This window comes from Mesorhizobium sp. M0051 (assembly GCF_040323235.1).
Lineage (GTDB): Bacteria > Pseudomonadota > Alphaproteobacteria > Rhizobiales > Rhizobiaceae > Mesorhizobium.
Genome location: NZ_JAMYUT010000005.1, coordinates 127630 through 149550, shown reverse-complemented (window position 1 = coordinate 149550; position 21921 = coordinate 127630). Strand labels below are relative to the sequence as shown.

Annotated in this window: 21 protein-coding genes and 1 tRNA gene; 10 read left to right on the top strand and 12 right to left on the bottom strand. The window is 61.6% G+C overall.

The features are described from left to right. Positions 1 to 101: 101 nt before the first annotated feature. The 6 genes from NKJ90_RS07495 to NKJ90_RS07470 all read right to left on the bottom strand — a co-directional run bounded on the left by NKJ90_RS07495 (position 102) and on the right by NKJ90_RS07470 (position 6644). Positions 102 to 2084: an acetyl/propionyl/methylcrotonyl-CoA carboxylase subunit alpha gene (locus tag NKJ90_RS07495; protein WP_023760432.1), complete on the bottom strand. Its 1983-nt coding sequence runs from the start codon at positions 2082 to 2084 to the stop codon at positions 102 to 104. Positions 2085 to 2265: 181 nt separating this feature from the next. Further along, positions 2266 to 2796, bottom strand: a complete 531-nt coding sequence (locus NKJ90_RS07490) for an O-acetyl-ADP-ribose deacetylase (RefSeq protein ID WP_023760431.1) — start codon at positions 2794 to 2796, stop codon at positions 2266 to 2268. A gap of 1 nt (position 2797) precedes the next feature. Beyond that, positions 2798 to 4405 carry a carboxyl transferase domain-containing protein gene (locus NKJ90_RS07485; RefSeq protein WP_352485860.1) on the bottom strand — a complete coding sequence of 536 codons (1608 nt, stop codon included), beginning with the start codon at positions 4403 to 4405 and terminating at the stop codon, positions 2798 to 2800. Position 4406: 1 nt separating this feature from the next. Continuing rightward, the gene (locus NKJ90_RS07480; RefSeq protein WP_023760430.1) at positions 4407 to 5570 is read right to left on the bottom strand and encodes an isovaleryl-CoA dehydrogenase; all 1164 of its coding nucleotides are present in this window, start codon (positions 5568 to 5570) and stop codon (positions 4407 to 4409) included. Between the two features lie 65 nt (positions 5571 to 5635). Further along, positions 5636 to 6286, bottom strand: coding sequence for a TetR/AcrR family transcriptional regulator (locus NKJ90_RS07475; RefSeq protein WP_023760429.1), 651 nt, complete (start codon positions 6284 to 6286; stop codon positions 5636 to 5638). A gap of 73 nt (positions 6287 to 6359) precedes the next feature. After that, positions 6360 to 6644 carry an acylphosphatase gene (locus tag NKJ90_RS07470; RefSeq protein WP_023760428.1) on the bottom strand — a complete coding sequence of 95 codons (285 nt, stop codon included), beginning with the start codon at positions 6642 to 6644 and terminating at the stop codon, positions 6360 to 6362. Positions 6645 to 6803: 159 nt separating this feature from the next. On the opposite strand from NKJ90_RS07470, the gene NKJ90_RS07465 reads away from it, so the two are divergent. Continuing rightward, positions 6804 to 7793, top strand: coding sequence for a bifunctional helix-turn-helix transcriptional regulator/GNAT family N-acetyltransferase (locus tag NKJ90_RS07465; protein WP_023760427.1), 990 nt, complete (start codon positions 6804 to 6806; stop codon positions 7791 to 7793). Positions 7794 to 7830: 37 nt separating this feature from the next. Here the strand turns inward: NKJ90_RS07465 and NKJ90_RS07460 are convergent, their stop codons facing one another. Beyond that, the gene (locus tag NKJ90_RS07460) at positions 7831 to 8943 is read right to left on the bottom strand and encodes a pyridoxal phosphate-dependent aminotransferase (RefSeq protein ID WP_023760426.1); all 1113 of its coding nucleotides are present in this window, start codon (positions 8941 to 8943) and stop codon (positions 7831 to 7833) included. A 142-nt stretch (positions 8944 to 9085) separates the two neighbouring features. Beyond that, positions 9086 to 10267 (bottom strand): porin, encoded by a 1182-nt coding sequence (locus NKJ90_RS07455; protein ID WP_352485859.1) that lies wholly within the window; start codon positions 10265 to 10267, stop codon positions 9086 to 9088. 309 nt (positions 10268 to 10576) lie between these two features. Between NKJ90_RS07455 and NKJ90_RS07450 the strand changes: the two genes are divergently transcribed. The 5 genes from NKJ90_RS07450 to NKJ90_RS07430 all read left to right on the top strand — a co-directional run bounded on the left by NKJ90_RS07450 (position 10577) and on the right by NKJ90_RS07430 (position 13890). Beyond that, positions 10577 to 10777: a hypothetical protein gene (locus NKJ90_RS07450; RefSeq protein WP_156938582.1), complete on the top strand. Its 201-nt coding sequence runs from the start codon at positions 10577 to 10579 to the stop codon at positions 10775 to 10777. Then, positions 10739 to 10829 (top strand) — tRNA-Ser (locus NKJ90_RS07445). The genes NKJ90_RS07450 and NKJ90_RS07445 overlap by 39 nt, the downstream gene beginning before the upstream one ends. A 103-nt stretch (positions 10830 to 10932) precedes the next feature. Continuing rightward, positions 10933 to 11292, top strand: coding sequence for a GIY-YIG nuclease family protein (locus NKJ90_RS33475; RefSeq protein WP_084025499.1), 360 nt, complete (start codon positions 10933 to 10935; stop codon positions 11290 to 11292). A gap of 135 nt (positions 11293 to 11427) precedes the next feature. Continuing rightward, positions 11428 to 12561: a porin gene (locus NKJ90_RS07435; protein WP_352485858.1), complete on the top strand. Its 1134-nt coding sequence runs from the start codon at positions 11428 to 11430 to the stop codon at positions 12559 to 12561. 240 nt (positions 12562 to 12801) lie between these two features. After that, complete coding sequence (locus NKJ90_RS07430) at positions 12802 to 13890, top strand: tyrosine-type recombinase/integrase (protein ID WP_352485857.1); 1089 nt, start codon at positions 12802 to 12804, stop codon at positions 13888 to 13890. 61 nt (positions 13891 to 13951) lie between these two features. Here the strand turns inward: NKJ90_RS07430 and NKJ90_RS07425 are convergent, their stop codons facing one another. Beyond that, the gene (locus NKJ90_RS07425) at positions 13952 to 14851 is read right to left on the bottom strand and encodes an alpha/beta fold hydrolase (RefSeq protein ID WP_023762101.1); all 900 of its coding nucleotides are present in this window, start codon (positions 14849 to 14851) and stop codon (positions 13952 to 13954) included. A gap of 473 nt (positions 14852 to 15324) precedes the next feature. Continuing rightward, positions 15325 to 17376, bottom strand: coding sequence for a lytic transglycosylase domain-containing protein (locus NKJ90_RS07420; protein WP_023762100.1), 2052 nt, complete (start codon positions 17374 to 17376; stop codon positions 15325 to 15327). A gap of 292 nt (positions 17377 to 17668) precedes the next feature. Between NKJ90_RS07420 and dapA the strand changes: the two genes are divergently transcribed. The 3 genes from dapA to NKJ90_RS07405 are packed head-to-tail and all read left to right on the top strand — an operon-like array spanning position 17669 to position 19799. Next, positions 17669 to 18550 carry a 4-hydroxy-tetrahydrodipicolinate synthase gene (gene dapA, locus NKJ90_RS07415; RefSeq protein WP_031261019.1) on the top strand — a complete coding sequence of 294 codons (882 nt, stop codon included), beginning with the start codon at positions 17669 to 17671 and terminating at the stop codon, positions 18548 to 18550. Between the two features lie 25 nt (positions 18551 to 18575). Beyond that, the gene (gene smpB, locus NKJ90_RS07410; RefSeq protein WP_023762098.1) at positions 18576 to 19055 is read left to right on the top strand and encodes an SsrA-binding protein SmpB; all 480 of its coding nucleotides are present in this window, start codon (positions 18576 to 18578) and stop codon (positions 19053 to 19055) included. Positions 19056 to 19088: 33 nt separating this feature from the next. Then, positions 19089 to 19799 (top strand): glycoside hydrolase family 25 protein, encoded by a 711-nt coding sequence (locus NKJ90_RS07405; protein WP_031261018.1) that lies wholly within the window; start codon positions 19089 to 19091, stop codon positions 19797 to 19799. Between the two features lie 41 nt (positions 19800 to 19840). Here the strand turns inward: NKJ90_RS07405 and NKJ90_RS07400 are convergent, their stop codons facing one another. Both NKJ90_RS07400 and NKJ90_RS07395 read right to left on the bottom strand, forming a co-directional pair. Beyond that, positions 19841 to 20497: a uracil-DNA glycosylase gene (locus tag NKJ90_RS07400; protein WP_352485856.1), complete on the bottom strand. Its 657-nt coding sequence runs from the start codon at positions 20495 to 20497 to the stop codon at positions 19841 to 19843. A gap of 11 nt (positions 20498 to 20508) precedes the next feature. Continuing rightward, positions 20509 to 21090 (bottom strand): LabA-like NYN domain-containing protein, encoded by a 582-nt coding sequence (locus NKJ90_RS07395; protein ID WP_023762095.1) that lies wholly within the window; start codon positions 21088 to 21090, stop codon positions 20509 to 20511. Positions 21091 to 21418: 328 nt separating this feature from the next. On the opposite strand from NKJ90_RS07395, the gene rpoZ reads away from it, so the two are divergent. Next, on the top strand, positions 21419 to 21820 hold the full coding sequence (rpoZ, locus tag NKJ90_RS07390) for a DNA-directed RNA polymerase subunit omega (protein WP_023762094.1): 402 nt from the start codon (positions 21419 to 21421) through the stop codon (positions 21818 to 21820). Positions 21821 to 21921 lie beyond the last annotated feature (101 nt).

The following is a 21921-nucleotide window of genomic DNA, read 5'->3' as shown; positions in this document are numbered from 1 at the left end:
CGATCGCCCAGTAATCGTCGCCCTGGCGACTGGATAGGATGGCGAAATGGCCGGGCTCGTCCCGGCCATTTTCTCGTTTGCCCGTCGATAGCTTGCGGCCGTCAGCTCGCTACCGCGCTCGGGTCGTTATGCTCCTCCACGAACCGCACCAGCACCGTCCCGTCGGTGACCTGCGCGCCCTCTGTCGCGATCTCGGCGATCACGCCATCATGTGGCGCGGCGATGGTGTGCTCCATCTTCATCGCCTCGAGGATCAGCAGTGGTTGGCCCTTGATCACTGCATCGCCTCTTTTCACGCGCACCAGCTTGACCAGCCCCGGCATCGGCGCGCGCAAGCTGCCGACGCCTGCGGCTGCCTCATCGGCGCGTGCAAGCGGGTCCGGCACGGCGAAGGTGTAGCCAACGGCGCCTTCGAACACCGTGATGTGGCCTGGCCAGCGGGCGATGCGCGGTGCAGCGCGAAAATCATGCGAATTTGTGCTGTCATAGGGCGCATCGAGCGCCACCTGGAACCGTCCATCCGGCCGCAGCGAAACCTTTGTTACGATATCGTCATCGCCGAATTTCAGCCGTATGCGCCGCGCCACATTGTGGAAATGCGCATAGCCGGCAAGCGACGACCACGGATCGTCGGACGGCGGCGATGCTCCGGCGCCTGACGCTGCGACAGCGGCGGCGGCAGCGGTTTCGCCTGTCGGCGGCGGGACGATCGTCAATGTCTCCTGGTGCCTGCCGATCAGGCTGGTGTCGACGTCGCCCGAGCAAAAATCCCGATCGGCGGCAAGAGCGGCAAGAAAGGCGGTGTTGACGGTGGAGCCGGCGATCTCGGTTCGAGACAGCGCCGCACCAAGCGCTTCAAGTGCAGCCTGCCGGTCCTTCGCATGGACGACAAGCTTGGCAATCATTGGATCGTAATAGGGCGAGATCGCATCGCCCGCCCGCACGCCGGTCTCGATTCGCACCGTGGCGCCTTCGGGGATTGCATCCGGGAATTTCAGATGATGCAACGTGCCAGTCGCCGGCAGGAAACCCTTTGCCGCATCCTCGGCATAGATCCGCGCTTCGAAGGCATGACCGGTCAGCGCGATCTCGCTTTGTGTCTTCGGCAGCTTTTCGCCCGATGCGACCCGCAACTGCCACTCGACCAGATCGGTGCTGGTAACCATTTCGGTGACGGGGTGCTCGACCTGCAGGCGGGTGTTCATTTCCATGAACCAGAAGCGGTCGGCTTTCAGCCCCTGCGAGGCATCGACAATGAACTCGATGGTGCCGGCGCCGGAATAATTGATCGCCTTGGCGGCTTTCACCGCCGCATCCGTCATTGCCTTGCGTATAGCCGGTGTCATGCCGGGGGCAGGCGCCTCCTCGATCACCTTCTGGTGCCGCCGCTGCGCCGAGCAGTCGCGCTCGTAAAGATGCACGACATTGCCAAGACTATCGCCGAACACCTGCACTTCGATGTGGCGCGGCTTGTCGACATATTTTTCGACCAGCACGCGGTCGTCGCCGAAGGCGGCTTTCGCCTCGCGCCTTGCGCCGGACAACGCTTCGGAAAATTCATCGGGATGCTCGACCCGCCGCATGCCCTTGCCGCCGCCGCCGGCGCGCGCCTTGATCAGCACGGGATAGCCGATCTCGCGCGCCTTGGACGCAAGCAGCACGATCTCCTGCGCCTCGCCATGGTAGCCGGGCACCACCGGCACGCCGGCCTTTTCCATCAGCCGCTTGGCGGCATCCTTCAGCCCGATGGCACGGATCGAGCCCGCCGACGGGCCGATGAAGATGAGCCCCGCCGCCGTCACCTGGTCGACGAAATCGGGGTTTTCGGACAGGAAGCCGTAGCCGGGATGAATGGCTTCAGCGCCCGTCGAAAGGGCAGCCGCGATGATCTTGTCACCGCGCAGATAGCTTTCGCCGACAGGCGAGGCGCCGATATGCACGGCCTCGTCGGCCATCTCGACATGCAGGGATTTCGCGTCGGCATCCGAATAGACAGCAACAGTGCGCACGCCCATCGTCCGTGCCGTGCGGATGACACGGCAAGCGATCTCGCCCCGATTGGCGATCAGGATCTTGGTGAACATCGAGCCTCCCGGGACACAGTTTGCTTGAAGCGACGCAGGCGCTCCGTCGCGCCCCCCTCTGTCCTGCCGGACATCTCCCCCACGAGGGGGGAGATTGGCAGCTTCGACCTCGCCGCCTTGCCGTTGACGTAGGCGGACATTCCAGTTTTCCTATGCTGCTGAATCGATTGCGCCATACAGTTCAACCTTCTCGAATGGCAGCAACGGCCTGCCGGTATAGTTCAGCCGTTTGCTCGTCGAAGCAGCAGAAAATGACGATTTCCGGTCTGCTTGTCTCATTCAGGAATGCGTTGACAGTGTTGACGGCGATCCGCGTCGCCTCGTCTTTCGGGTAGCGGTAGACACCGGTCGAGATCGCCGGGAAGGCCACTGTGCGGCAGTCATTGGCGGCGGCGAGTTCGAGCGATCTGATATAGCAGGAGGCCAGCAACTCGGCTTCGCCCTTGCCGCCGCCCTGCCAGACGGGGCCGACTGTATGGATGATGTGTCGAGCCGGCAGCTTATAGCCCTTGGTGATTTTCGCCTCGCCGACCTTGCATCCGTTCAGCATCCGGCATTCGAACTCAAGCTCGCGGCCTGCGGCGCGGTGGATGGCGCCATCGACCCCGCCACCGCCGAGAAGCGACGTGTTGGCGGCATTGACGATAGCGTCGACATCCAGTTTCGTGATGTCGCCGGTGTGGATGCGGATACTGTCCAGCGCCTTGCTCATCTCACATCCTGAACACGCCGAAGCGCGTTTCCTCGATCTCGGCGTTGAGCGCGGCTGACAGGCTGAGTGCCAGCACGTCGCGCGTCTTCGCCGGGTCGATGATGCCGTCATCCCAGAGGCGAGCGGACGAGTAGAGCGGGTGGCCTTCATGCTCGTATTTCATCAGGATCGGCTTCTTGAATTTCGCCTCTTCCTCGGCGGTCCATTCCCCGCCCTTGCGCTCGATGCCCTCGCGCTTGACCATGGCGAGCACGGTTGCCGCCTGTTCGCCGCCCATCACAGAGATGCGCGCATTCGGCCACATCCACAGGAAGCGCGGTGAAAAGGCGCGGCCGCACATGCCGTAATTGCCGGCGCCGAACGAACCGCCGATGATGATCGTCACCTTCGGCACCCGGGCGGTGGCGACGGCCATCACCAGCTTGGCGCCGTCCTTGGCGATGCCGCCCGCTTCGTATTTCCTGCCGACCATGAAGCCGGTGATGTTCTGCAGGAAGATCAGCGGGATCTTGCGCTGGCAGCACAGTTCGATGAAATGCGCGCCCTTCAGCGCGCTTTCCGAAAACAGCACGCCATTGTTGGCGATGATGCCGACCGGCATGCCATGCAGGTGGGCAAAGCCGGTGATCAGCGTGGTGCCGTAGTTCTGCTTGAACTCATCGAACTCGGAACCGTCGACGATGCGCGCGATCACCTCGCGCACATCATAGGGCTGGCGCAGGTCGGTCGGCACGATGCCATAGAGTTCATCCGCCGGATGAAGTGGCGGAATCGACTTCTGTAAGTTCAGGCTTACAGTCTTGTTCCGATTCAGGTTTTTGACGATCCGCCGGCAGATGGCGAGTGCATGGTCGTCGTCCAACGCATAGTGGTCGGCAACGCCGGAAAGCCGCGTGTGCACCTCGGCGCCGCCGAGATCCTCGGCGCTGACGTCCTCGCCGGTGGCCGCCTTCACCAGCGGCGGACCGCCGAGGAAGATGGTCGCCTGGTTGCGCACCATGATCGTCTCGTCCGACATCGCCGGCACATAGGCGCCGCCTGCCGTGCAGGAACCCATGACGCAGGCGATCTGCGGGATACCCGCCGCCGACATGTTGGCCTGGTTATAGAAGATGCGGCCGAAATGTTCGCGGTCGGGAAACACCTCGTCCTGATTGGGCAGATTGGCGCCGCCGCTGTCGACCAGATAGATGCAAGGCAAATTGTTCTGCAGCGCGATTTCCTGGGCCCGCAAATGCTTTTTCACCGTCAGCGGATAATAGGTGCCGCCCTTCACCGTGGCGTCGTTGACGACCACCGTCACCTCGGTGCCCTCAACGCGGCCGACGCCCGCGATCATGCCGGCCGAGGAAATCTCCTCGCCATACATCGACCATGCGGCGAACTGGCCGATCTCGAGGAACGGCGAGCCGGTGTCGAGCAATTGCGCGAGGCGCTCGCGCGGCAGCAGCTTGCCACGCGAGACGTGGCGCTCACGCGCCTCGTCCGAGCCGCCGCGTTCGACGGTGGCGGCCTTTTCGGCAATGTCGGCGACCAAGGCCCGCATGCGCTCGGCATTGGCGCGGAAGGTCTCTGAGGCGGGGGAGATTTGGGTTTGAAGTGCTGCCATATTATACCCCCTCCGCCATGATTTCCCGCCCGACCAGCCAGCGGCGGATTTCGCTGGTGCCGGCGCCGATCTCGTAGAGCTTGGCGTCGCGTAACAGGCGGCCGGTTGGATAGTCGTTGATATAGCCATTGCCGCCAAGCAGCTGTATGGCGTCCAGCGCCATCAGCGTCGCCTTCTCGGCGGCAAACAGCACGCAGCCGGCGGCGTCCTTGCGCGTCGTCTGGCCGCGATCGCAAGCGGCGGCGACGGCATAGACGTAGGCACGTGCGGCGTTCATCGTCGTATACATGTCGGCAAGTTTACCCTGCACCAGCTGGAACTCGCCGATCGCCTGGCCGAACTGCTTGCGCTCATGCACATAGGGGATGGCCACGTCGAGGCACGCCGCCATCAAGCCGATCGGGCCGCCGGCAAGCACGGTGCGCTCATAGTCGAGGCCCGACATCAGCACCTCGACACCGCGGCCTTCCTCGTGCAGCACGTTGTCGAACGGCACTTCGACATCTGAAAAAACCAGCTCGCCGGTGTTGGAGCCCCTCATGCCGAGCTTGTCGAGCTTTTGCGCCACGGAAAAGCCAGCCATCGTGTTCTCGACGATGAAGGCGGTGATGCCGTGTGATTTCAGCTCCGGATCGGTCTTGGCGTAGACGACCAGCGTCTGGGCGTCCGGCCCGTTGGTGATCCACATCTTGGTGCCGTTGAGCACGTAGCGATCATTGCGCTTTTCGGCGCGCAGCTTGAGCGACACGACATCCGAACCAGCGCCGGATTCCGACATCGCCAGCGCGCCGACGCGTTCGCCCGAACACAGCGGCGGCAAGAACTTTTCCTTCTGCGTCGGTGTCGCCCAGCGGTTGATCTGGTTGACACAGAGATTGGAATGGGCGCCGTAGGAGAGGCCGACCGATGCCGAGGCGCGCGAGATTTCCTCGACGGCGATCACATGCGCGAGATAGCCCATGCCGCTACCGCCGAAATCGGGGTCGGCCGTGATGCCGAGCAGGCCAAGCGCACCGAGTTCGCCCCACAGATGCGCCGGGAATTCATTCGAACGATCGATATCGGCGGCGATCGGTGCGATCCTGTCCTGGGCGAAGCGCCGAACCATATCGCGCAGCGCCTCGATCTCCTCGTCATGCCCGAAGCTGAGCGTGTTCGTGTACATGCTTTCCTCCCTGCCGCATGACCCCGAAAATCGACTTCGATTTCCGGAAGGGATCATGCGCGAAATTAAAGTGCTACAGCGTCCTGCGCGCGTCCAAAGGAACGCGCGACGCTGTAGGCGCCGATCTTCGCGCCGACGAGCCGCATGGTCATCGACAGATATGTCGCCGTCACTTCAGCGACCGACAGCCGTTCGCCCGGCCGAAACCAGACGATGACGCCGGTCATCATCTGGATCAGCGCCATGGCCGTCAGCCCGGTGTCGTCGATGCTGAAGGCGCCCACCTCGGCGCCGTCGCGCAGGATGGCGCGCAACTCCTTTTCGTAGGCTGTCCGCATGCGCAGGATCTGCGTCAGCCGTTCGGGCGACAGGCTGCGCAATTCCATGTTCGACACATGCGTGGCGTGCCGACGCTCGATATGAAAGGCGATGTGGTTCTCGACAAAGGCTGACAGCCGTTGCGCGGGATCCACACCCATAGGGCGGGCTGCTTCCCACGCGCCTGTGAGACCTTCCATGTGTTCGCGCATCAGCGTGAACAGAAGCTCTTCCTTGGTTGGAAAATAGCGGTAGAGCGCGGCAGCCTGGACGCCGACTTCGGCGGCGAGCTGGCGCATCGACATCGCCTCGTAGCCGAAACGCGCAATCAGATTGACGGCCGCCTCGCGGATGGCTGCCTCGGTCTTTTCACCATCGGATCCAGTCGTGCGTGCCATTGTCGGCCTCGTTTACGAGGCAATAATAAAACGAACGTTCAATTAATTCAAGGGCGCTGAATCAAATCCGCCATCATGCAACAATCCTGAACTCGACAAATGTGTTTCCGGGTGCCAACTCCTCGACGTCGACCCTGGAAACCAAAGCCCCGGACGGGCCCTTCCACAGTCGTTCGATCATTGTCGAGACCGCCTCGTCGAGGCCAGCAATCCGGGTCGTTACGGAACCGTCAGCTTCATTGCGAATCCAGCCAGCAAGACCGAGGCTAATGGCCTCGTCCCGGGCCCAGATTCTGAATCCGACGCCTTGCACATTGCCGTAGACGCGCGCCCGCACTTCCCTGCCAGCACCAGCCATGACGATCTCCAAGCCTGTCTCCTTGGAATCTGGCGCACTGCGCCGGGAAGGCAACCTGGGCATAGCTCATGACAGCTGTGCTCCCTTGCCTTCGAAATTTAATTGACTCAGTCCACTAATTTTTGAAAAATGCGGCTGCCCTTTGGGAGTTGGACGCAAATGTTGGACGAACGAAAAGCATTGGTGGCCGATATCAGGCGCTTCAATCGCTTCTACACGCGCACCGTTGGTCTTCTCGACGAGACGCTGACACAAAGCGCATTCACGTTGACCGAGGCGCGCGTACTTTTCGAACTCGGCCACCTTAATCGTCCGGCGGCTTCTGAAGCCGCTGGGGAGCGGGGCTTTCTTGCCAAGGCTTTCCATCTGGAGATGGGCCCAACGGCTTCCGATATTGCGAGGCAACTGCGGGTCGATGCAGCGTATCTGACACGAATTCTGCGCAAATTCGCCAGTGGGGGACTGACCGAGACGCGGACTGATCCGGCCGACAAGCGCCGGCGGATTCTGTCGCTCACGGCAAGAGGTGAGGCAGCCCTTTCGGAGCTCCAGGCTGCGGCGGATCGCGATACGGCACGGCTCATCGAGAATTTGCCTGACCACAGATTGCGGGAACTGGGTGGCGCCTTGTGCAAGGTCGGGGAATTGTTAGGTGATGCCTGTGAGAGCAGCGAGGTGACGCTGCGGCCGCACCGGGTCGGCGACGTCGGCTGGGTCGTGGAGCGGCAGGCCCGGCTCTATGCCGAGGAATATGGCTGGAACATCGAATTCGAGGCAATGCTTGCCGAGATTGGCGCCGATTTCATCCGCAATTTCGTGCCCGGCCGCGATTTCTGCTGGATCGCCGAGCGTGGCGAGGAGCCAGTTGGTGCGGTGTTCCTTGTTCATCAGGACGACGAGGTGGCAAAGCTGCGGCTGCTGCATGTCGAGGCGTCTGCGCGCGGCCTGGGCATCGGCAAACGCCTGGTCGCGGAATGCGTGAACCAGGCCCGCGCCTGCGGCTATAGCAGGCTGGTGCTGTGGACCAACGACGTCCTTGTCGCGGCGCGCGCTATTTACGAGCGCGCCGGCTTCAGGCTGGTCTCGCAACAGCCTCACCGCAGTTTCGGCAAGGATCTGACGGGCCAGACCTGGGAACTGGATTTGTAAGCGCGCCTTGTGATCCTGCTTTGCCTACTGGCGAATCCTAGTTCCCCCGCGCTGCGGCGAGTGCGCCCGGCAGATCCTCGGCAAAGATGTCCAACTCGTAATCGAGGCCGACGCTGACCCGGATGCAGCGGTCGAGCCGTGGCACCATCGGTTTGCGGATGAAAACGTCGCGCGACAGCAGGCCTTGCAGCACTTTCAGCGCAAAGGCGCCATCGCCGCCGCAGTCGATGGTGACGAAATTGGTTGCCGAGGCCAGTGGCTTCAATCCGTTCTGCTCGGCGATGCCGGCTATGCGTCGGCGGCCGGCAGCCACCCGCGCCACCACGCTCCTCAGATAGTCCTGATCGGCTAGCGCCTCGACTCCGGCGACCTGCGCCATGCGGCTGACGCCGTAATGGTTGCGGATCTTCTCGAAGTCGCGGATCACCTGGGCCTCGGCGATCGCATAGCCGCAGCGTATGCCGGCGAGCCCATACGCCTTCGAGAAGGTGCGCATTCGGATGACGTTTGGCCGCGAGATATCGATCGGCGGAAGCGCCGAGGCCGGTCCGAGTTCGCCATAGGCCTCGTCGAGCACCAGCATGGTGGTTTCCGGCAGCGCCTCGATGAAGCGGATGAGCTCGTTCGCCTCCCACCAGCTGCCCATCGGATTGTCCGGGTTGGAGAGATAGATCAGCGGCGCCTTGTTCTTGCGCACCGCCGCCAGCAGGCCGCCCAGGCTTTCCCTGTCGTTGTCATAGGGGACCGTGACCAGGCGCCCGCCGACACCGGCAATGTGGAAGTTGAAGGTCGGATAGGCGCCGAGCGACGTGACCACGGCATCGCCGGGCGCTACATACATGCGTGCCACCAGGGCGAGCAGGCCGTCTATGCCCTCGCCGACAACGACATTCTCGGCCTTCACCCCATGATGCGCGGCAACCGCTACCTTCAGGTCGTGATTGTCGGGGTCGCAATACATCCACATGTCGCGGGCAATTCCAGCCATCCGGTCGATGACGCGCGGCGAAGGCCCAAAGCTGCTCTCATTGGCGCCGATGCGAGCCCGAAAGGCGCGGCCACGCTCGCGCTCCTGCGCTTCGGGGCCGACAAAGGGCACGGTCGACGGAAGGGCGTCGACGAGAGGCGTGAGGGTAGGGCGCTGGCGCATGGCGAAGGCTCACTTGAAAAGGAAAAGACCTTCTTGCTAGCCTGCCCGCATGGTCGGTGCAAGTTGCCGACCGAGCCGCAATTCAATCAAAAAAACCCGGCGGTTGCCCGCCGGGTTTTCAATTTCGCCGAAGCGAAATTTATTAGAACGAGCGCTGGAAGCGGAGGAGACCGCCGACGCTGCTCTTCTTGGTGGCGCCAGTCCAGTTGGAGAAGTCGGCGTCGTCGAACTTGCCTGCATTGAGGTAGTCGACTTCGGCCGTGACGGTGAAGCCAGGAACAACATCATAGGCGATGTTCGCTGCGACGCCGAGGTTCTTGCATTCGTCATAAGAGATCTGAGCGTTGAACGAGGTCTTCTCGTTGAACTTGTAGGTGCCACCGCCCCACACTGCCCAGTTGCCGCCCCACTGCTTGAAGAAGCCGCGACCGCCAGCCGGAACGGCCCAGGTCGGATCCGAGAGATTGTCATCGGAACCATAGCCGCCCATGACCCACAGCTGTATGGCGTCGCTGGCATTCACGTCCAAGCGCACCTTGCCGGCGACTTCTTCGTAGTTGCTGTCATAAGCCACGACACCGGTGATGGCGCCCCAGCCCTGCGTGTACTTCACGCCGCCGACGACATGCGGAACATAGCTGTCGATCGTGCCAACCTCGCCTTCGCCTTCTTCGAGAGAGACCACGGCCGAGAAGCCGTTGCCTGCATCGAAGTAGTACTGGACGACGTTGGTGTCGAAATCGCCGTAGGGGACCAGCGTATCCTGGATGACGTTGCCGGCGTAGCCGATGAACGTATCGAAGGCCGATTCGTCCTTACCGACGCGCAGGCCACCAAGCTGGATCCAGGCGAAGTTCAACGAAACGCCCTTCATGCCGGCACTGTTGACAGAGCCGCCATTATCCACGCCCTCACCCAGAGCGCCGCTGCCCAGATCGGATTGGTGATTGCCGAAGTTCCAGCGGGTCTCGGTGTAGGTCTTCAAGGTGCCGAGTTCGGTTTCCTGGCCGGTCCAGGTCTTCAGCGTGAAGCGGGCGTTCTTGTACCAGGTGTCGTTGCTTTTACCACCATCCTCGTGATCGGCGCTTGTCGCTCCGTCGAACGAGCCTACGTCGCCACCGCCGATGTCGTAACGGACATAGCCGCCGATGCGCAGGCAGGTCTCGGTGCCGGGGATGTAGAAGTAGCCAGCGCCGTAGACGTCGCAAATCTTGACGTATTCAGCGGGTTCCGGCTCGGCGACGACGACGGCGTCGGCGGCGCGCGCACCGGAAACTGCGATCAGGGCCGCAGCGGAGCCGAGGAGAAGGCTCTTAATGTTCATTTTCTGACCTCCAGTCAAAAGTTAAAAAACGGGTCTGGGTATTCTTTGCTGAAGGACAGCGTTCCCTGCCCCATCCCCACTACCGAAAAAGATGCGCACCGCGCCGCTTCCTCGAAACCGACATTACCCATGAGGCGGCGGCGTTCAACCACGATCGTACCGGCGAAAGGGCTGTTCGGCTGCTATCCCCTGGCGTTGTTGCACAAATGACACGATTTGGCCTCACTCGGAAAGCTCTCGTTAACCATCGGGGCCGTCGCAACCCTTGTTTGCCGCCGAATCCGGCGATCGGCTGACGGAATCATGGCCATGTCCCGAGTCGCTAGCCAGGAAACTGCCGCAGAACCGCCGCATCCTTGGAAAGCCGCGCCACGGCGCGTTGCTATTTTTTCAGATAATGGCTTCTTTTTCCGAGATATTGGCTGGGGCTTGTTGATTGTGCCCGCGCTTTTCTTTATCCAGCGGCGCAACGGAGAGGTGGCCGAGTGGTCGAAGGCGCTCCCCTGCTAAGGGAGTAGAGGTCAAAAGCTTCTCGTGGGTTCGAATCCCATCCTCTCCGCCATCCTGCTTCGCGCTGCGCGCTTCGCAGGACAAGCCTCCCCTCCGTATAGCAGGATGCCCTACGAAGCCTCGGCGAAGGAGGGCCTTAAATCCTAGCAAAAACAATGCTTCCTGCTGCTTGGGACACGTCTTCCTTCCGCGAAGCGGGAGGTCTTCCTGTACCCTGGAATCCTTGCAAGACAGGTTTGGCAGTCTGCCTGCCGAGCCAAGGAGGGTGGTTCGCGTGGTATGTATACCTGCTGGAGAGCAAGGCAGTGGGAGGTGAACGCTATATCGGCGTGACTTCCGACCTGAAGCGGCGGATTGCCGAGCATAACGCCGGAAAATCCAGCCATACGTCCAAGTTCCTGCCACGGCGGATCGTCACGTATATCGGCTTCTCGAATCGAGCCAGGGCGACTTCATTCGAGCGTTATCTCAAATCCGGCTCCGGCCACGCTTTCGCCAACAAACATCTGTGGTGATGTCTGCATTGCGCTCTTCGAGGCGGCGAAAAATCCAACCATTCCCAGAGAAAGCCCAGCAATAACAGCCCTTTGCCGCGGAAAAACACGCGGCCGAAGGGCAGTTCTTGTTCGATTCTGACTGGAGGTCAGAAAATGAACATTAAGAGCCTTCTCCTCGGCTCCGCTGCGGCCCTGATCGCAGTTTCCGGTGCGCGCGCCGCCGACGCCGTCGTCGTCGCCGAGCCGGAACCCGCTGAATACGTCAAGATTTGCGACGTCTACGGCGCTGGCTACTTCTACATCCCCGGCACCGAAACCTGCCTGCGCATCGGCGGCTTTATCCGCTATGACATCAGCGCCGGCGAGGAAGGCAGCTTCAATGGTGCTCGCGCCTTCGACCATGAAGACGGCACCGTCAACGACACCTGGCACAAGCAGGCCCGCTTCACGCTGAAGACCTGGACCGGCCAGGAGACCGAACTCGGCACCTTGAAGACCTTCACCGAGACCCGCTGGAACTTCGGCAATGGTGATGGCGGCGTCGCCAGCAACCTCAACGGTGGCGTAAACAACGCCGTTTCGCTGAACTTCGCCTGGATCCAGCTCGGTGGTCTCCGCGTCGGTAAGGATGAATCGGCCTTCAATACGTTCATCGGCTACGCCGGCAACGTCATCCAGGATACGCTCGTTCCCTACGGCGATTTCGACTCCAACGTCGTCCAGTACTACTTCGACGCTGGCAACGGCTTCTCGGCCGTGGTCTCTCTTGAAGAAGGCTCGGGCCTCAAGGGCACGATCGACAGCTACGTTCCGCATGTCGTCGGCGGCGTGAAGTACACGCAGGGCTGGGGTGCCATCACCGGTGTCGTGGCTTATGACAGCAACTACGAAGAAGTTGCCGGCAAAGTCCGCTTGGACGTGAACGTCAATGACGCCATACAGCTGTGGGTCATGGGCGGTTACGGTTCCGATGACAATCTCTCGGATCCGACCTGGGCCATTCCGGCTGGCGGTCGCGGCTTCTTCAAGCAGTGGGGCGGCAACTGGGCGATCTGGGGCGGTGGCACCTACAAGTTCAACGAGAAGACCTCGTTCAACACCCAGATTTCGTATGACGAGGACCAGAACCTCGGCGTGGCGGCGAACATCGCCTACGACGTCGTTCCTGGTCTCACGGTCACGGCCGAAGTCGACTACGTCAATGAAGGCGACTCCAACTGGACTGGCATTCCGGCCGGTGAGGATAGCGCCATTGGCGGCATCCTCCGCTTCCAGCGCTCGTTCTAAGGGCTGGTTCCTTACAGGTGAAATCCAGCCCGGGCGCTTCAACGCCTGGGCTGTTTTTGTTTCGTGACTGGACTTGGTCAAGAAGAAGGAAAAGGGGGAATCGGTAGCTGAAAAGGTCTGAAGGTGATTTCGTGGGATCCCCCTCGGGTGGATGAAATCGACCGTCCGACTTAAAACTCTTGAAAGGACGTCTCCGAGCGGCTAGGTCTGGACCTAATCCACTGGGGGGCGTGGCTCACAATGACAAACGAAGCTATTCAAGAGGGTGTTCCCTCTGATCATTTTGCGGTATTCTCTTCTCAAAATTCGAAGTTTAAATACACGTACAACAAGATAAGAGAAGTAAAGTCGCACAGGGTTGGAGATCTTTTTTCAGCATATCGGGATATATTGTGGGATGACGGGCGGCATAAGTACAATGTCAGCTCGTTCATCGGCGAAATAGATGAAATTCTCCTTGGGGAGCGTTTCAGCGCCTTTGACCAGAGTACCCTGGACAACCTTATCGGCACCTTGCGTCAGCGCGGCAACAGCAACGCGACCATCAATCGAAAGATGGCTGCTCTCAGCAAACTGCTGCGCAAGGCTCATAAAATGGGAGATATCCACAGCCTGCCCGAGTTCCGCCGCCAGAAGGAGCGGGCGGGACGGATTCGTTTCCTCGAGAGGGACGAAGAAGCCAGGCTGTTCGCCGCCATCAAGAGCCGCAGCGAGGATGCCTACAGGCTTTCCGTCTTCCTGGTCGATAGCGGATGCCGTCTCGGCGAAGCACTCGGGTTGATCTGGAACGACATCCAGGAGCATCGCGTCAGTTTCTGGATCACCAAATCCGGCCGCAGCCGCACCATTCCGATGACCGAGCGGGTCAAGGAGGTCATCAAGCTGCCGCCCGCCGAAGGCCGCCGGCCCAAGGGACCGTTCACCAAGCTCAGCCAGGCACAGTTCCGTGCCATCTGGAACGATGCAAAGGCCGAAGTCGGCCTCGGCGCCGACGACCAGGTGGTGCCGCACATATTGCGCCACACCTGCGCCTCGCGTCTTGTCCAGGGCGGCATCGACATCAGGCGCGTGCAAATGTGGCTAGGCCACCAGACGCTGTCGATGACCATGCGCTACGCGCATCTGGCCACCAACGATCTCGACGGCTGTGTCATCGTGCTGGAAACGCCTCGATCGGCCCAGCCGGCCGGCAACTGCGCGCAAGGCTCCGTGTTTTCATCGCCTGTGACGGTGCCTTCGTCGCCGACCGCAGCGCGGAAACCAAGGGGCGAAGCCGCTGCAGCAAAGGAGTTGCCGAAAGCGCCCAGGAAAAGTGCAAAAGCCAAATAGCGACTGGAAGATCCAGCCTATACTATAGTAGCTTTGCCAGGACGCTGTTTCTTCTTGGGCGTTATTCAGGGCTATTCTGCTGTTCGGCCCGGTCGAGAAAAGCTGCAATGTCGTCGGGCAGGCTGCTGGTCTCGAGGAATGGTGCATGGCCCTGACCCGCGACGGTTATCGCTTCCATCTTGGAATGGCGCTCTCTCATCCGTTTCAGCGTGTCTGTGGACAGCAACTTCGAATTGGCGCCGCGTATGGTGAGCAGAGGAATCGCGGCCAACGCCTCGAATTGCGGCCATAGATCAGGCAGCGGCTGCGTCAGGTCGAGACTGGCAACCGTGTCGACCAGGTTCGGGTCGAAATCCGGCACCAGGCCACCATCCGTTTCGCGGTAGAGGGCCCATACCATTCGATCCCAATCCGCCCCGGCAAGGGCAGGGAAGTCCTTGCCATGCACGCTGCGCTGGGCGGCAGTCGCCTGTGCGCCGGTTTTCGGTGTCGGGTGGCGCTCGAGATAAGACTGGATGTGGGCGAGTCCAACCGCCTCGATCACCGGTCCGATGTCGTTGAAAACAATGGCTCTCAGCATAGCCGGCCGCATCATCCCAAGCACATGGATGATCAACCCGCCGCGCGACGTGCCGATGAAGGCCCCCTCGTTGACGCCGAGCGCCGCCAACCCGGCAAGGACGTCGCCAGCCTCGACGCCGACATTGTAGTTTTTGACGTCGGGATCGTAGGCGGATTTCCCGCGCCCGCGATAGTCGAAGGCAACGACCTTTCGCGGATTTGCCGCGCGCGTCGACAGGTAGAGCGCCAGCTCATGAAAATCCCGGGCATTGCGGGTCAGGCCGGCCAGGCAGACGACCGCCCAGGAGCCGGACTTGGTCTCGCCGTAGACCCGGGCATGGAGCTGGAGCCCATCCGTTGAGGCATAGAAAAAATCGGAAAAGCCTTCGTGGTTTGGCATGCGGATTCCTCCGTCGTGTAGATCGTCTGCGACTGCTACAGGCGGCGGCACGGACGGTCAAATTGAAGGAAGTAGCGCCCGAAATTTTGAAATTTGGCGGGACAGCACCCCCCTCTGGCCTGCCGGCCATCTCCCCCGCAAGGAGGGAGATGGAATTCCTGAGATGTCTGCCCGGCACGGAGCCCCACCCCTAACCCCTCCCCACAAGGGGGAGGGAGACTTCCGTTGGCGCTGACCCAGGAGAATCGCCTGTCTTTTCGGCGCCAAGAAGAATTAAACGCACGCGGCAGCGTTCCCTCCCCCTTGTGGGGAGGGTTAGGGTGGGGTTCTTCTTCGCAAGAATTCATACGCGATAGCCCTGCCACTTGCGGGAGGGATGCCCGGCAGGCAGAGGGGGTGTGAAGGGACTCGACTCAAAGATGTAGAGCGCTGGGCAAATACCGCAACAAGAAGGCTGGCACACCTATCATGCCTCAACTCCGCCCGTTCACCAGATCCCCCACAATGTCGTACTTGCCCGAAATACGCATCTTGTAGACCTCGTAATTCTCCATCACGCGCTGCACGTAACTTCTTGTTTCCGTGTAGGGAATCCGCTCGATCCAGTCGACGACGGCATCGATGTCCTTGCCGCGCGGGTCGCCGTAACGGGCCACCCACTGGCTGGCCCGGTTTGGGCCGGCATTGTAGCCGGCGAAAGTCAGTACGTAGGAGCCGTTGAAGCGTTCGAGCTGCTCGCCGAGGAACGCGGCGCCCAGCGTCGCATTGTAACCGGCGTCGGTGGTCAGCCGCATCTGCGAAAACTGCAATCCGGCCTTCTTCGCCAATTGCTTGGCGGTTCCCGGCATCAGCTGCAGCAGCCCGCGCGCGCCTGCGCTCGACACGGCGCCGATATTGAACTCGCTTTCCTGGCGCGCAATCGCATAGGCCAGCGCCTTGCCCGAGCCGGAAATGTCGGCCGAATCGGGAATGACGCCGAGCGGATGCGACAGCGCGCCGACATCGATGCCACGCGCGCCGGCGATCTTGCCGATTTTCAGCGCCATGAAATGGTTGCCTTGCTTTTCCGCAAGGACAGCCAGCAGCGCCAGTTCGCCCGGACTGGTCAACTGCCCGGCAAGGTCGCGATAGAGCGTCTCGGCGTAGCGGTCGTAGCCTGCTTCTTGCAGCCGCTTGATGGCGCTGACCGCCTCGCGGCCGGCAAAAGTCTGCCGGTCGGCGGCACTTGGCGAGGGATAGACGATGTTCAGCGCCTGCCGGCCGACACGTTCGGCGGCAAGCTGGCCGTAAAATGTCGTTCCGTAGGCAGCGGCGCGTGCAAAATAGTCCTTGGCGTTGCCCGGGCCACCGACTTCCGCCGCACGGCCGAGCCAGTAATAGGCACGCGACAGCGTCATTGGCCCCTGCGCTAGGTCGGCGATGCGCTCGAAATGCGTTGCCGCGAGCTTGGGGTCGTTCAGGCCACGCAGCGCGTACCAGCCGGCATGGAATTCGGCGTCCACCGCATTGGTGGCACTTTCGGCGGCGTGGCTTGCGACGATCCGGTAGGCCGTCTTCATGTCGCCCTGGTCGACCAGTTCGCGCGACAACACGCGGCGCTCGACCCACCACGCATCCGGATCGACCAGTGCATCGCGATCGGTCGGTGCCTGCATCACAATGGCTGCGGCGCCGGCAAAATCCTGTTGCTTGCGCCGATATTCAGCTTGCGCGAACAAATAGCCGGCCGAACGTTGTGCCGCCGGCACCGCCTTCAGCAGTTTGGCAGCGCTCTTGTCACTTCTGCCGACCGCTGCCCAGGCGTCCGCAAGCTGGCGCGCGCCGGCGAGATCGGCGATACGCAGTGCGGAATTTGCGCGGTCGGCATAGAACATGCGCTCCATGCGAAAACGGTGATCGGCAGCCGGGATCAGGCTGCCGAACTCCTTGATCAGCGCCGTCTCATCCTTGGCCTCCAGGATCGTGGTGCGCCAGAACGGTGACAGCACCGAACGCGCCGCCTTGACATTGCCCGATGCCACATAAGCGCGAGCAAGCGACATCACACCTTCGAATGTCTGCGGCTGGCTGCCGTCGAATGCCGCAATGATGACGTCTGGGGCAGGGTTCTCGCGATAAAGTGCGCGCTCGCTGTTCTTGCGCAGCGCGACGGTGCCCGGCCAGTTGGGCAGCATCTTCGCCGCGGCGGCAATGTCGCCGCTCGGAACCTTGTCGCCGCCATAAAGCGCGATCGCCCAGGCAAGGATGTGCTGGTCGAGCGAATGGGCGGGAAGGGCATCGCGCACCGCACGGGCGCTGGTACTGTCGCCAGCCGCTAGCGCATCCAGCCCGCTCTTCAAAAGGGCGACGCCGGGCGAGGTATCTTCTTGCGCTTTGTCCCGCAGATCGGGCATCGGAATGGCCGAGCTTGGCAACGGAATGGCCGAAGTGAGCTGTACATCGACGCTACCGCCGATCGCCATGCCCGGCATCAGCGAGAGCGTGGCGCCAAGCAGCGCGAAGAGGTGAGGCCTACTGGCCAGCATGATCTTTACGTCTTTCCCTGTCCTGGCATTCTACCAGCAGGCCGAGAAGGCTCGAAGCCTAAACTTAGGTCGTGAAGAGCTCGTAAACAAAGAGTTAGCGAGGCCGTTCGAATTGCGCTGCTGGCACCATCGCAATGCTTGCCGCGCAACAATGTCGAGACTATGGTGCGCCGCTTCGCTTTCGGCTAGAAGGCGCGCACGACAAAACACCGATGCATGTCGCCCAAGAACTGGATACCGGTTTTGGGACGATGGCCTGCATAAACAATGAAGTCCCAAGGAGTTGGACGATATGCTGAGAGGCTCGCTTACTGCGCTCGTGACACCGTTCGAAAAGAGCGGGCGTTTCGACGAGAAAGCCTTTCGCGCGTTCGTCGAATGGCAACTCGCCGAGGGCACGGCGGGACTGGTTCCCGTGGGCACGACCGGCGAGTCGCCGACGCTGTCGCATGACGAGCATCGCCAGGTCGTCAAGGTGTGCATCGAGGTTGCCAAGGGACGCGTTCCGGTCGTCGCCGGCGCCGGTTCCAACAATACCGAGGAAGCCGTCGGCCTGGTACAATATGCCGAGAAGGCCGGCGCCGATGCCGCCCTGGTCGTCACGCCCTATTACAACAAGCCGACACAACGCGGCCTGTACGAGCACTTCGCGGCTGTCGCCAGGGCGACCAAGCTGCCGATCATCATCTACAACATCCCGCCGCGCTCGGTGATCGACATGATGCCGGAGACGATGGGCCGGCTCGCGCACGACTTCAAGAACATCGTCGGCGTCAAGGATGCAACCGGCAAGGTCGAACGGGTCTCCGAGCAGCGCGCGACATGTGGCAAGGATTTCATCCAGCTTTCGGGCGAGGACGCTTCGGCGCTTGGTTTCAATGCGCATGGCGGCGTCGGCTGCATCTCGGTGACCTCGAACGTCGCGCCGCGGCTGTGTGCCGAATTCCAGGAGGCGACCCTGTCCGGCGACAGCGCGAAGGCACTGGAACTACAGGACCGTTTGCTGCCGCTGCACAAGGCGATCTTCGTCGAGCCTGGCGTTTCCGGCGCGAAATATGCGCTCTCTCAACTGGGCAAGGTCGAGAATGTGCTGCGCTCTCCGCTGGTCACGATCGAACAATCGACCGCAGAGAAGATCGATGCGGCGATGAAGCACGCCGGCTTGATTAATTAGCGATGAGGCGCCACCTCTCCACATCATGAATCAAGTCAGAAAAGCCGATCCCAACAACAAGACCGTTTCGGAAAACCGCAAGGCGCGGTTTTCCTACGAGGTGCTCGACACGATCGAGGCCGGCTTGGTGCTGACCGGCACCGAGGTCAAGTCGCTGCGCCAGGGCCAGGCCAACATCCAGGACAGCTATGCCTCGGTCGAAGGCGGCGAGATCTGGCTGATCAACTCGTATTTGCCGGAATATCTGCAGGCCAACCGGTTCAACCACGAGCCGCGCCGGCGCCGCAAGCTGCTGCTCAACAAGCGCGAGATGGCGAAACTGGCGCAAAGCGTCGACCGCGAAGGCATGACCCTGGTGCCGCTGAAAATCTATTTCAACGATCAGGGCCGCGCAAAGCTGCTGCTCGCGGTCGGTCGCGGCAAGAAGTTGCACGACAAGCGCGAATCCGAGAAGCAGCGCGACTGGTCGCGCGAGAAGGGTCGGCTCTTGAAAGAGCGCGGGTAGGTAAAACAGCGCGGGTAGGTTGGGGCCATTCGTTTGAAGAACCGGATTGTCCTCGTGGGTTTGGCCAGCCTTGCCGTGGTATGTTTGGTCGCAGCGGGCGGCTATCTCTATTTCAGGTCATTCTCGCCGGACCGCAATAGATATCCGGTCAGGGGCATCGACGTCTCCCATCATCAGGGCCGGATCGACTGGCGGCGCGTTGCCTCCGACGACGTCGCCTTTGCCGTCATCAAGGCGACGGAAGGTGGTGACCACATCGACGATGCCTTCGCGAGGAATCTGGAAGAGGCCCGGGCTGCCGGTCTGGCTGTCGGCGCCTATCATTTCTTCACCTTCTGCCGGCCAGGTGGCGACCAGGCGAAGAATTTTATCTCGGTGGTACCACGCGATCGGCCCTTGCTGCCGCCGGTCGTCGACATCGAGTTCGGCGGCAACTGTCCGCAGCGGCCAACGCCGGAGCAACTGAGCGCCGAACTGGCGGCGTTCCTCGCCCCTGTCGAGGCGGCGTTCGGCAAGCCGGCGATCATCTATCTGACCGACGAGGCCGCGCGGACCTATGCCGGGCGCATCACTGCGCGCCCGCACTGGCTTCGCTCATTGCTTCAGGAGCCGGACCGCGACGACTGGATCTTGTGGCAATACCACAACAGGGGTCGCGTCGACGGCGTCGAAGGCGATGTCGACCTGAATGTGCTGCAGGGTGGGCCTGCGATGTTGAACGTGCTGTCTGCGCCGCTGCGCTGACAAGTCCGCCGACGCCAGATTCTGTTCCCGCAGAACATCCGCTACGTCCGCAGGAATTTCGCTATCTGGCTGAAAACACCAACGAACATCGCCTCGGTCAGCACGCCGGTATTGGTATTGTAGCGTGAACAGTGATAGCTCGAAAACAGCGTGATGTTCCCGGCCGGCAGTTGTCCGCCATGCTTGAACGGATAGGCGGCGACACGCCTACCCAGTGCCCGCACGGTCGACTGGTGCGCGATCGATCCCAGTGCCAGCACGGCGCGCAAATTGGGGAACCGGGCAATTGTCGGCACCAGGAACGTCCGGCATGTGGCGATTTCGGCGCCCGCCGGCTTGTTCTCCGGCGGGACGCAGCGCACCGCATTGGTGATCGCCGTGCCGACCAGTTCCAGTCCGTCATCTGGCCGAGCCTTGAACTCGCCGCGTCCAAAGCCGTGCAAAATCAGGGTCGAGTAGAGCAGGTCGCCGGCAAAGTCGCCGGTGAAAGGGCGTCCGGTACGGTTGGCACCGCGCAAGCCAGGCGCCAGTCCGACGATAAGCAACCGAACCGTGGCATCGCCTTCCGGCGGCAGGAAAGTCGGCACCGGCGCATTGAACCAGGACGGTTCGCGCTGCCGCCACTCGGCGATGAAATCATGCAGCCGTGGGCAGAGCGGGCAATCGCGATCGGGTTCGGATGCGGAACGGGCGGTCAAAGCGACCGGCCTCAATAGTCGTCCTCGTCGACTTCGGCCGGCTCTGGCCGGCGCACCGGCCGCTCGGACGGATCGCGGCCAACCTCGTTCTTCAGTGTCGTCAGGTCGATGAAATGGTCGGCCTGGCGACGCAGATCGTCGGAGATCATCGGCGGCTGAGAGGCCATGGTCGAGACGATCGACACCTTGCGGCCACGCCGCTGCAGCGCCTCGACCAGTGTGCGGAAATCGCCGTCGCCGGAAAAGATGACGTAGTGGTCGACGACATCGGCGAGTTCCAGCGCATCGACCGTGAGCTCTATGTCCATATTGCCCTTGATCTTGCGGCGGCCCGTCGAGTCGGTAAATTCCTTGGCCGGCTTGGTAACCACCTTGAAGCCGTTATAGTCGAGCCAGTCGATCAGCGGACGGATCGAGGAGTATTCCTGATCCTCGACCAGCGCCGTGTAATAATAGGCGCGCAGCAGATAACCACGCTTCTGGAAGCTCGCCAGAAGCTTGCGATAGTCGATGTCGAAGCCTAGCGCGCGCGACGTCGCATAGAGATTGGCGCCGTCGATGAATAGGGCGATTTTTTCACGAGGGTCGAACATGGAAAATTATTCCTTCTCGAAATAAATGGCCGTCTTAACGAAATGCGATAGCGACGTTCGGTCAGGCTCATAATAAACCGGCTGACCTCTATGCCATCCGAGATAGCGCCAGTTTCGCGGCAATCCAAGGGCGTGTTGCAGCACAGCAAGCAATTGTGATCGGCACACCGAACGCATACGTGCAGGCTGATTTTGCGGAATCGGGTGTTTGACCCAGAGAATGAGCGCCCTGCAGCCCCGCCATTGCCATGATGCTTGTATTTTGGCGGCGTTCGGGTTATGGACCGCGCCTGTTTTCCATCAAATCCATCGCATGAAAGGGGCATCCATGGCCCGCGTAACCGTTGAAGATTGCATCGACAAGGTCGACAACCGCTTCGAGCTGGTGCTGTTGGCCGGCCACCGCGCCCGGCAGATCAGCCAGGGCGCACCGATCACCGTGCCGCGTGACAACGACAAGAACCCGGTCGTAGCGCTGCGCGAGATCGCCGACGAGACCCTGTCGCCCGACGACCTCAAGGAAGATCTGATCCATTCGCTGCAGAAGCATGTCGAGGTCGACGAGCCCGAAGCTGATGGCGAGGCGATTGCCGATCAGACCGGCGCCGCTGTCGCGGCCACCGACGCCGACGACACCGAGGAGAACATCACCTTCGATCGCATGACCGAGGAAGATCTCCTGGCCGGCATCGAGGGCCTGGTACCGCCGGAAAAGAGTGACGACTACTAAGCGAGCGCTCTGGACCTGCCTGGAATACGTTTCCGGCACTTCCGTCCAGTCAGTTCCGTGGCTATCTATGAGGTGCGCCGTACGCTAGTGCGGCGCATCAA

Coding starts and splice junctions, on each gene's coding strand:
- NKJ90_RS07495 (WP_023760432.1), bottom strand. CDS start 2,084: ATGTTCACCAAGATCCTGATCGCCAATCGGGGCGAGATCGCTTGCCGT.
- NKJ90_RS07425 (WP_023762101.1), bottom strand. CDS start 14,851: ATGCCAAACCACGAAGGCTTTTCCGATTTTTTCTATGCCTCAACGGAT.
- NKJ90_RS07420 (WP_023762100.1), bottom strand. CDS start 17,376: ATGCTGGCCAGTAGGCCTCACCTCTTCGCGCTGCTTGGCGCCACGCTC.
- NKJ90_RS07455 (WP_352485859.1), bottom strand. CDS start 10,267: ATGAACATTAAGAGCCTTCTCCTCGGCTCCGCTGCGGCCCTGATCGCA.
- NKJ90_RS07460 (WP_023760426.1), bottom strand. CDS start 8,943: ATGCGCCAGCGCCCTACCCTCACGCCTCTCGTCGACGCCCTTCCGTCG.
- NKJ90_RS07480 (WP_023760430.1), bottom strand. CDS start 5,570: ATGTACACGAACACGCTCAGCTTCGGGCATGACGAGGAGATCGAGGCG.
- NKJ90_RS07450 (WP_156938582.1), top strand. CDS start 10,577: ATGTCCCGAGTCGCTAGCCAGGAAACTGCCGCAGAACCGCCGCATCCT.
- NKJ90_RS07395 (WP_023762095.1), bottom strand. CDS start 21,090: ATGTTCGACCCTCGTGAAAAAATCGCCCTATTCATCGACGGCGCCAAT.
- NKJ90_RS07435 (WP_352485858.1), top strand. CDS start 11,428: ATGAACATTAAGAGCCTTCTCCTCGGCTCCGCTGCGGCCCTGATCGCA.
- NKJ90_RS07465 (WP_023760427.1), top strand. CDS start 6,804: ATGTTGGACGAACGAAAAGCATTGGTGGCCGATATCAGGCGCTTCAAT.
- NKJ90_RS07430 (WP_352485857.1), top strand. CDS start 12,802: ATGACAAACGAAGCTATTCAAGAGGGTGTTCCCTCTGATCATTTTGCG.
- dapA (WP_031261019.1), top strand. CDS start 17,669: ATGCTGAGAGGCTCGCTTACTGCGCTCGTGACACCGTTCGAAAAGAGC.
- NKJ90_RS07485 (WP_352485860.1), bottom strand. CDS start 4,405: ATGGCAGCACTTCAAACCCAAATCTCCCCCGCCTCAGAGACCTTCCGC.
- NKJ90_RS33475 (WP_084025499.1), top strand. CDS start 10,933: ATGCTTCCTGCTGCTTGGGACACGTCTTCCTTCCGCGAAGCGGGAGGT.
- NKJ90_RS07470 (WP_023760428.1), bottom strand. CDS start 6,644: ATGGCTGGTGCTGGCAGGGAAGTGCGGGCGCGCGTCTACGGCAATGTG.
- rpoZ (WP_023762094.1), top strand. CDS start 21,419: ATGGCCCGCGTAACCGTTGAAGATTGCATCGACAAGGTCGACAACCGC.
- NKJ90_RS07490 (WP_023760431.1), bottom strand. CDS start 2,796: ATGAGCAAGGCGCTGGACAGTATCCGCATCCACACCGGCGACATCACG.
- NKJ90_RS07475 (WP_023760429.1), bottom strand. CDS start 6,286: ATGGCACGCACGACTGGATCCGATGGTGAAAAGACCGAGGCAGCCATC.
- smpB (WP_023762098.1), top strand. CDS start 18,576: ATGAATCAAGTCAGAAAAGCCGATCCCAACAACAAGACCGTTTCGGAA.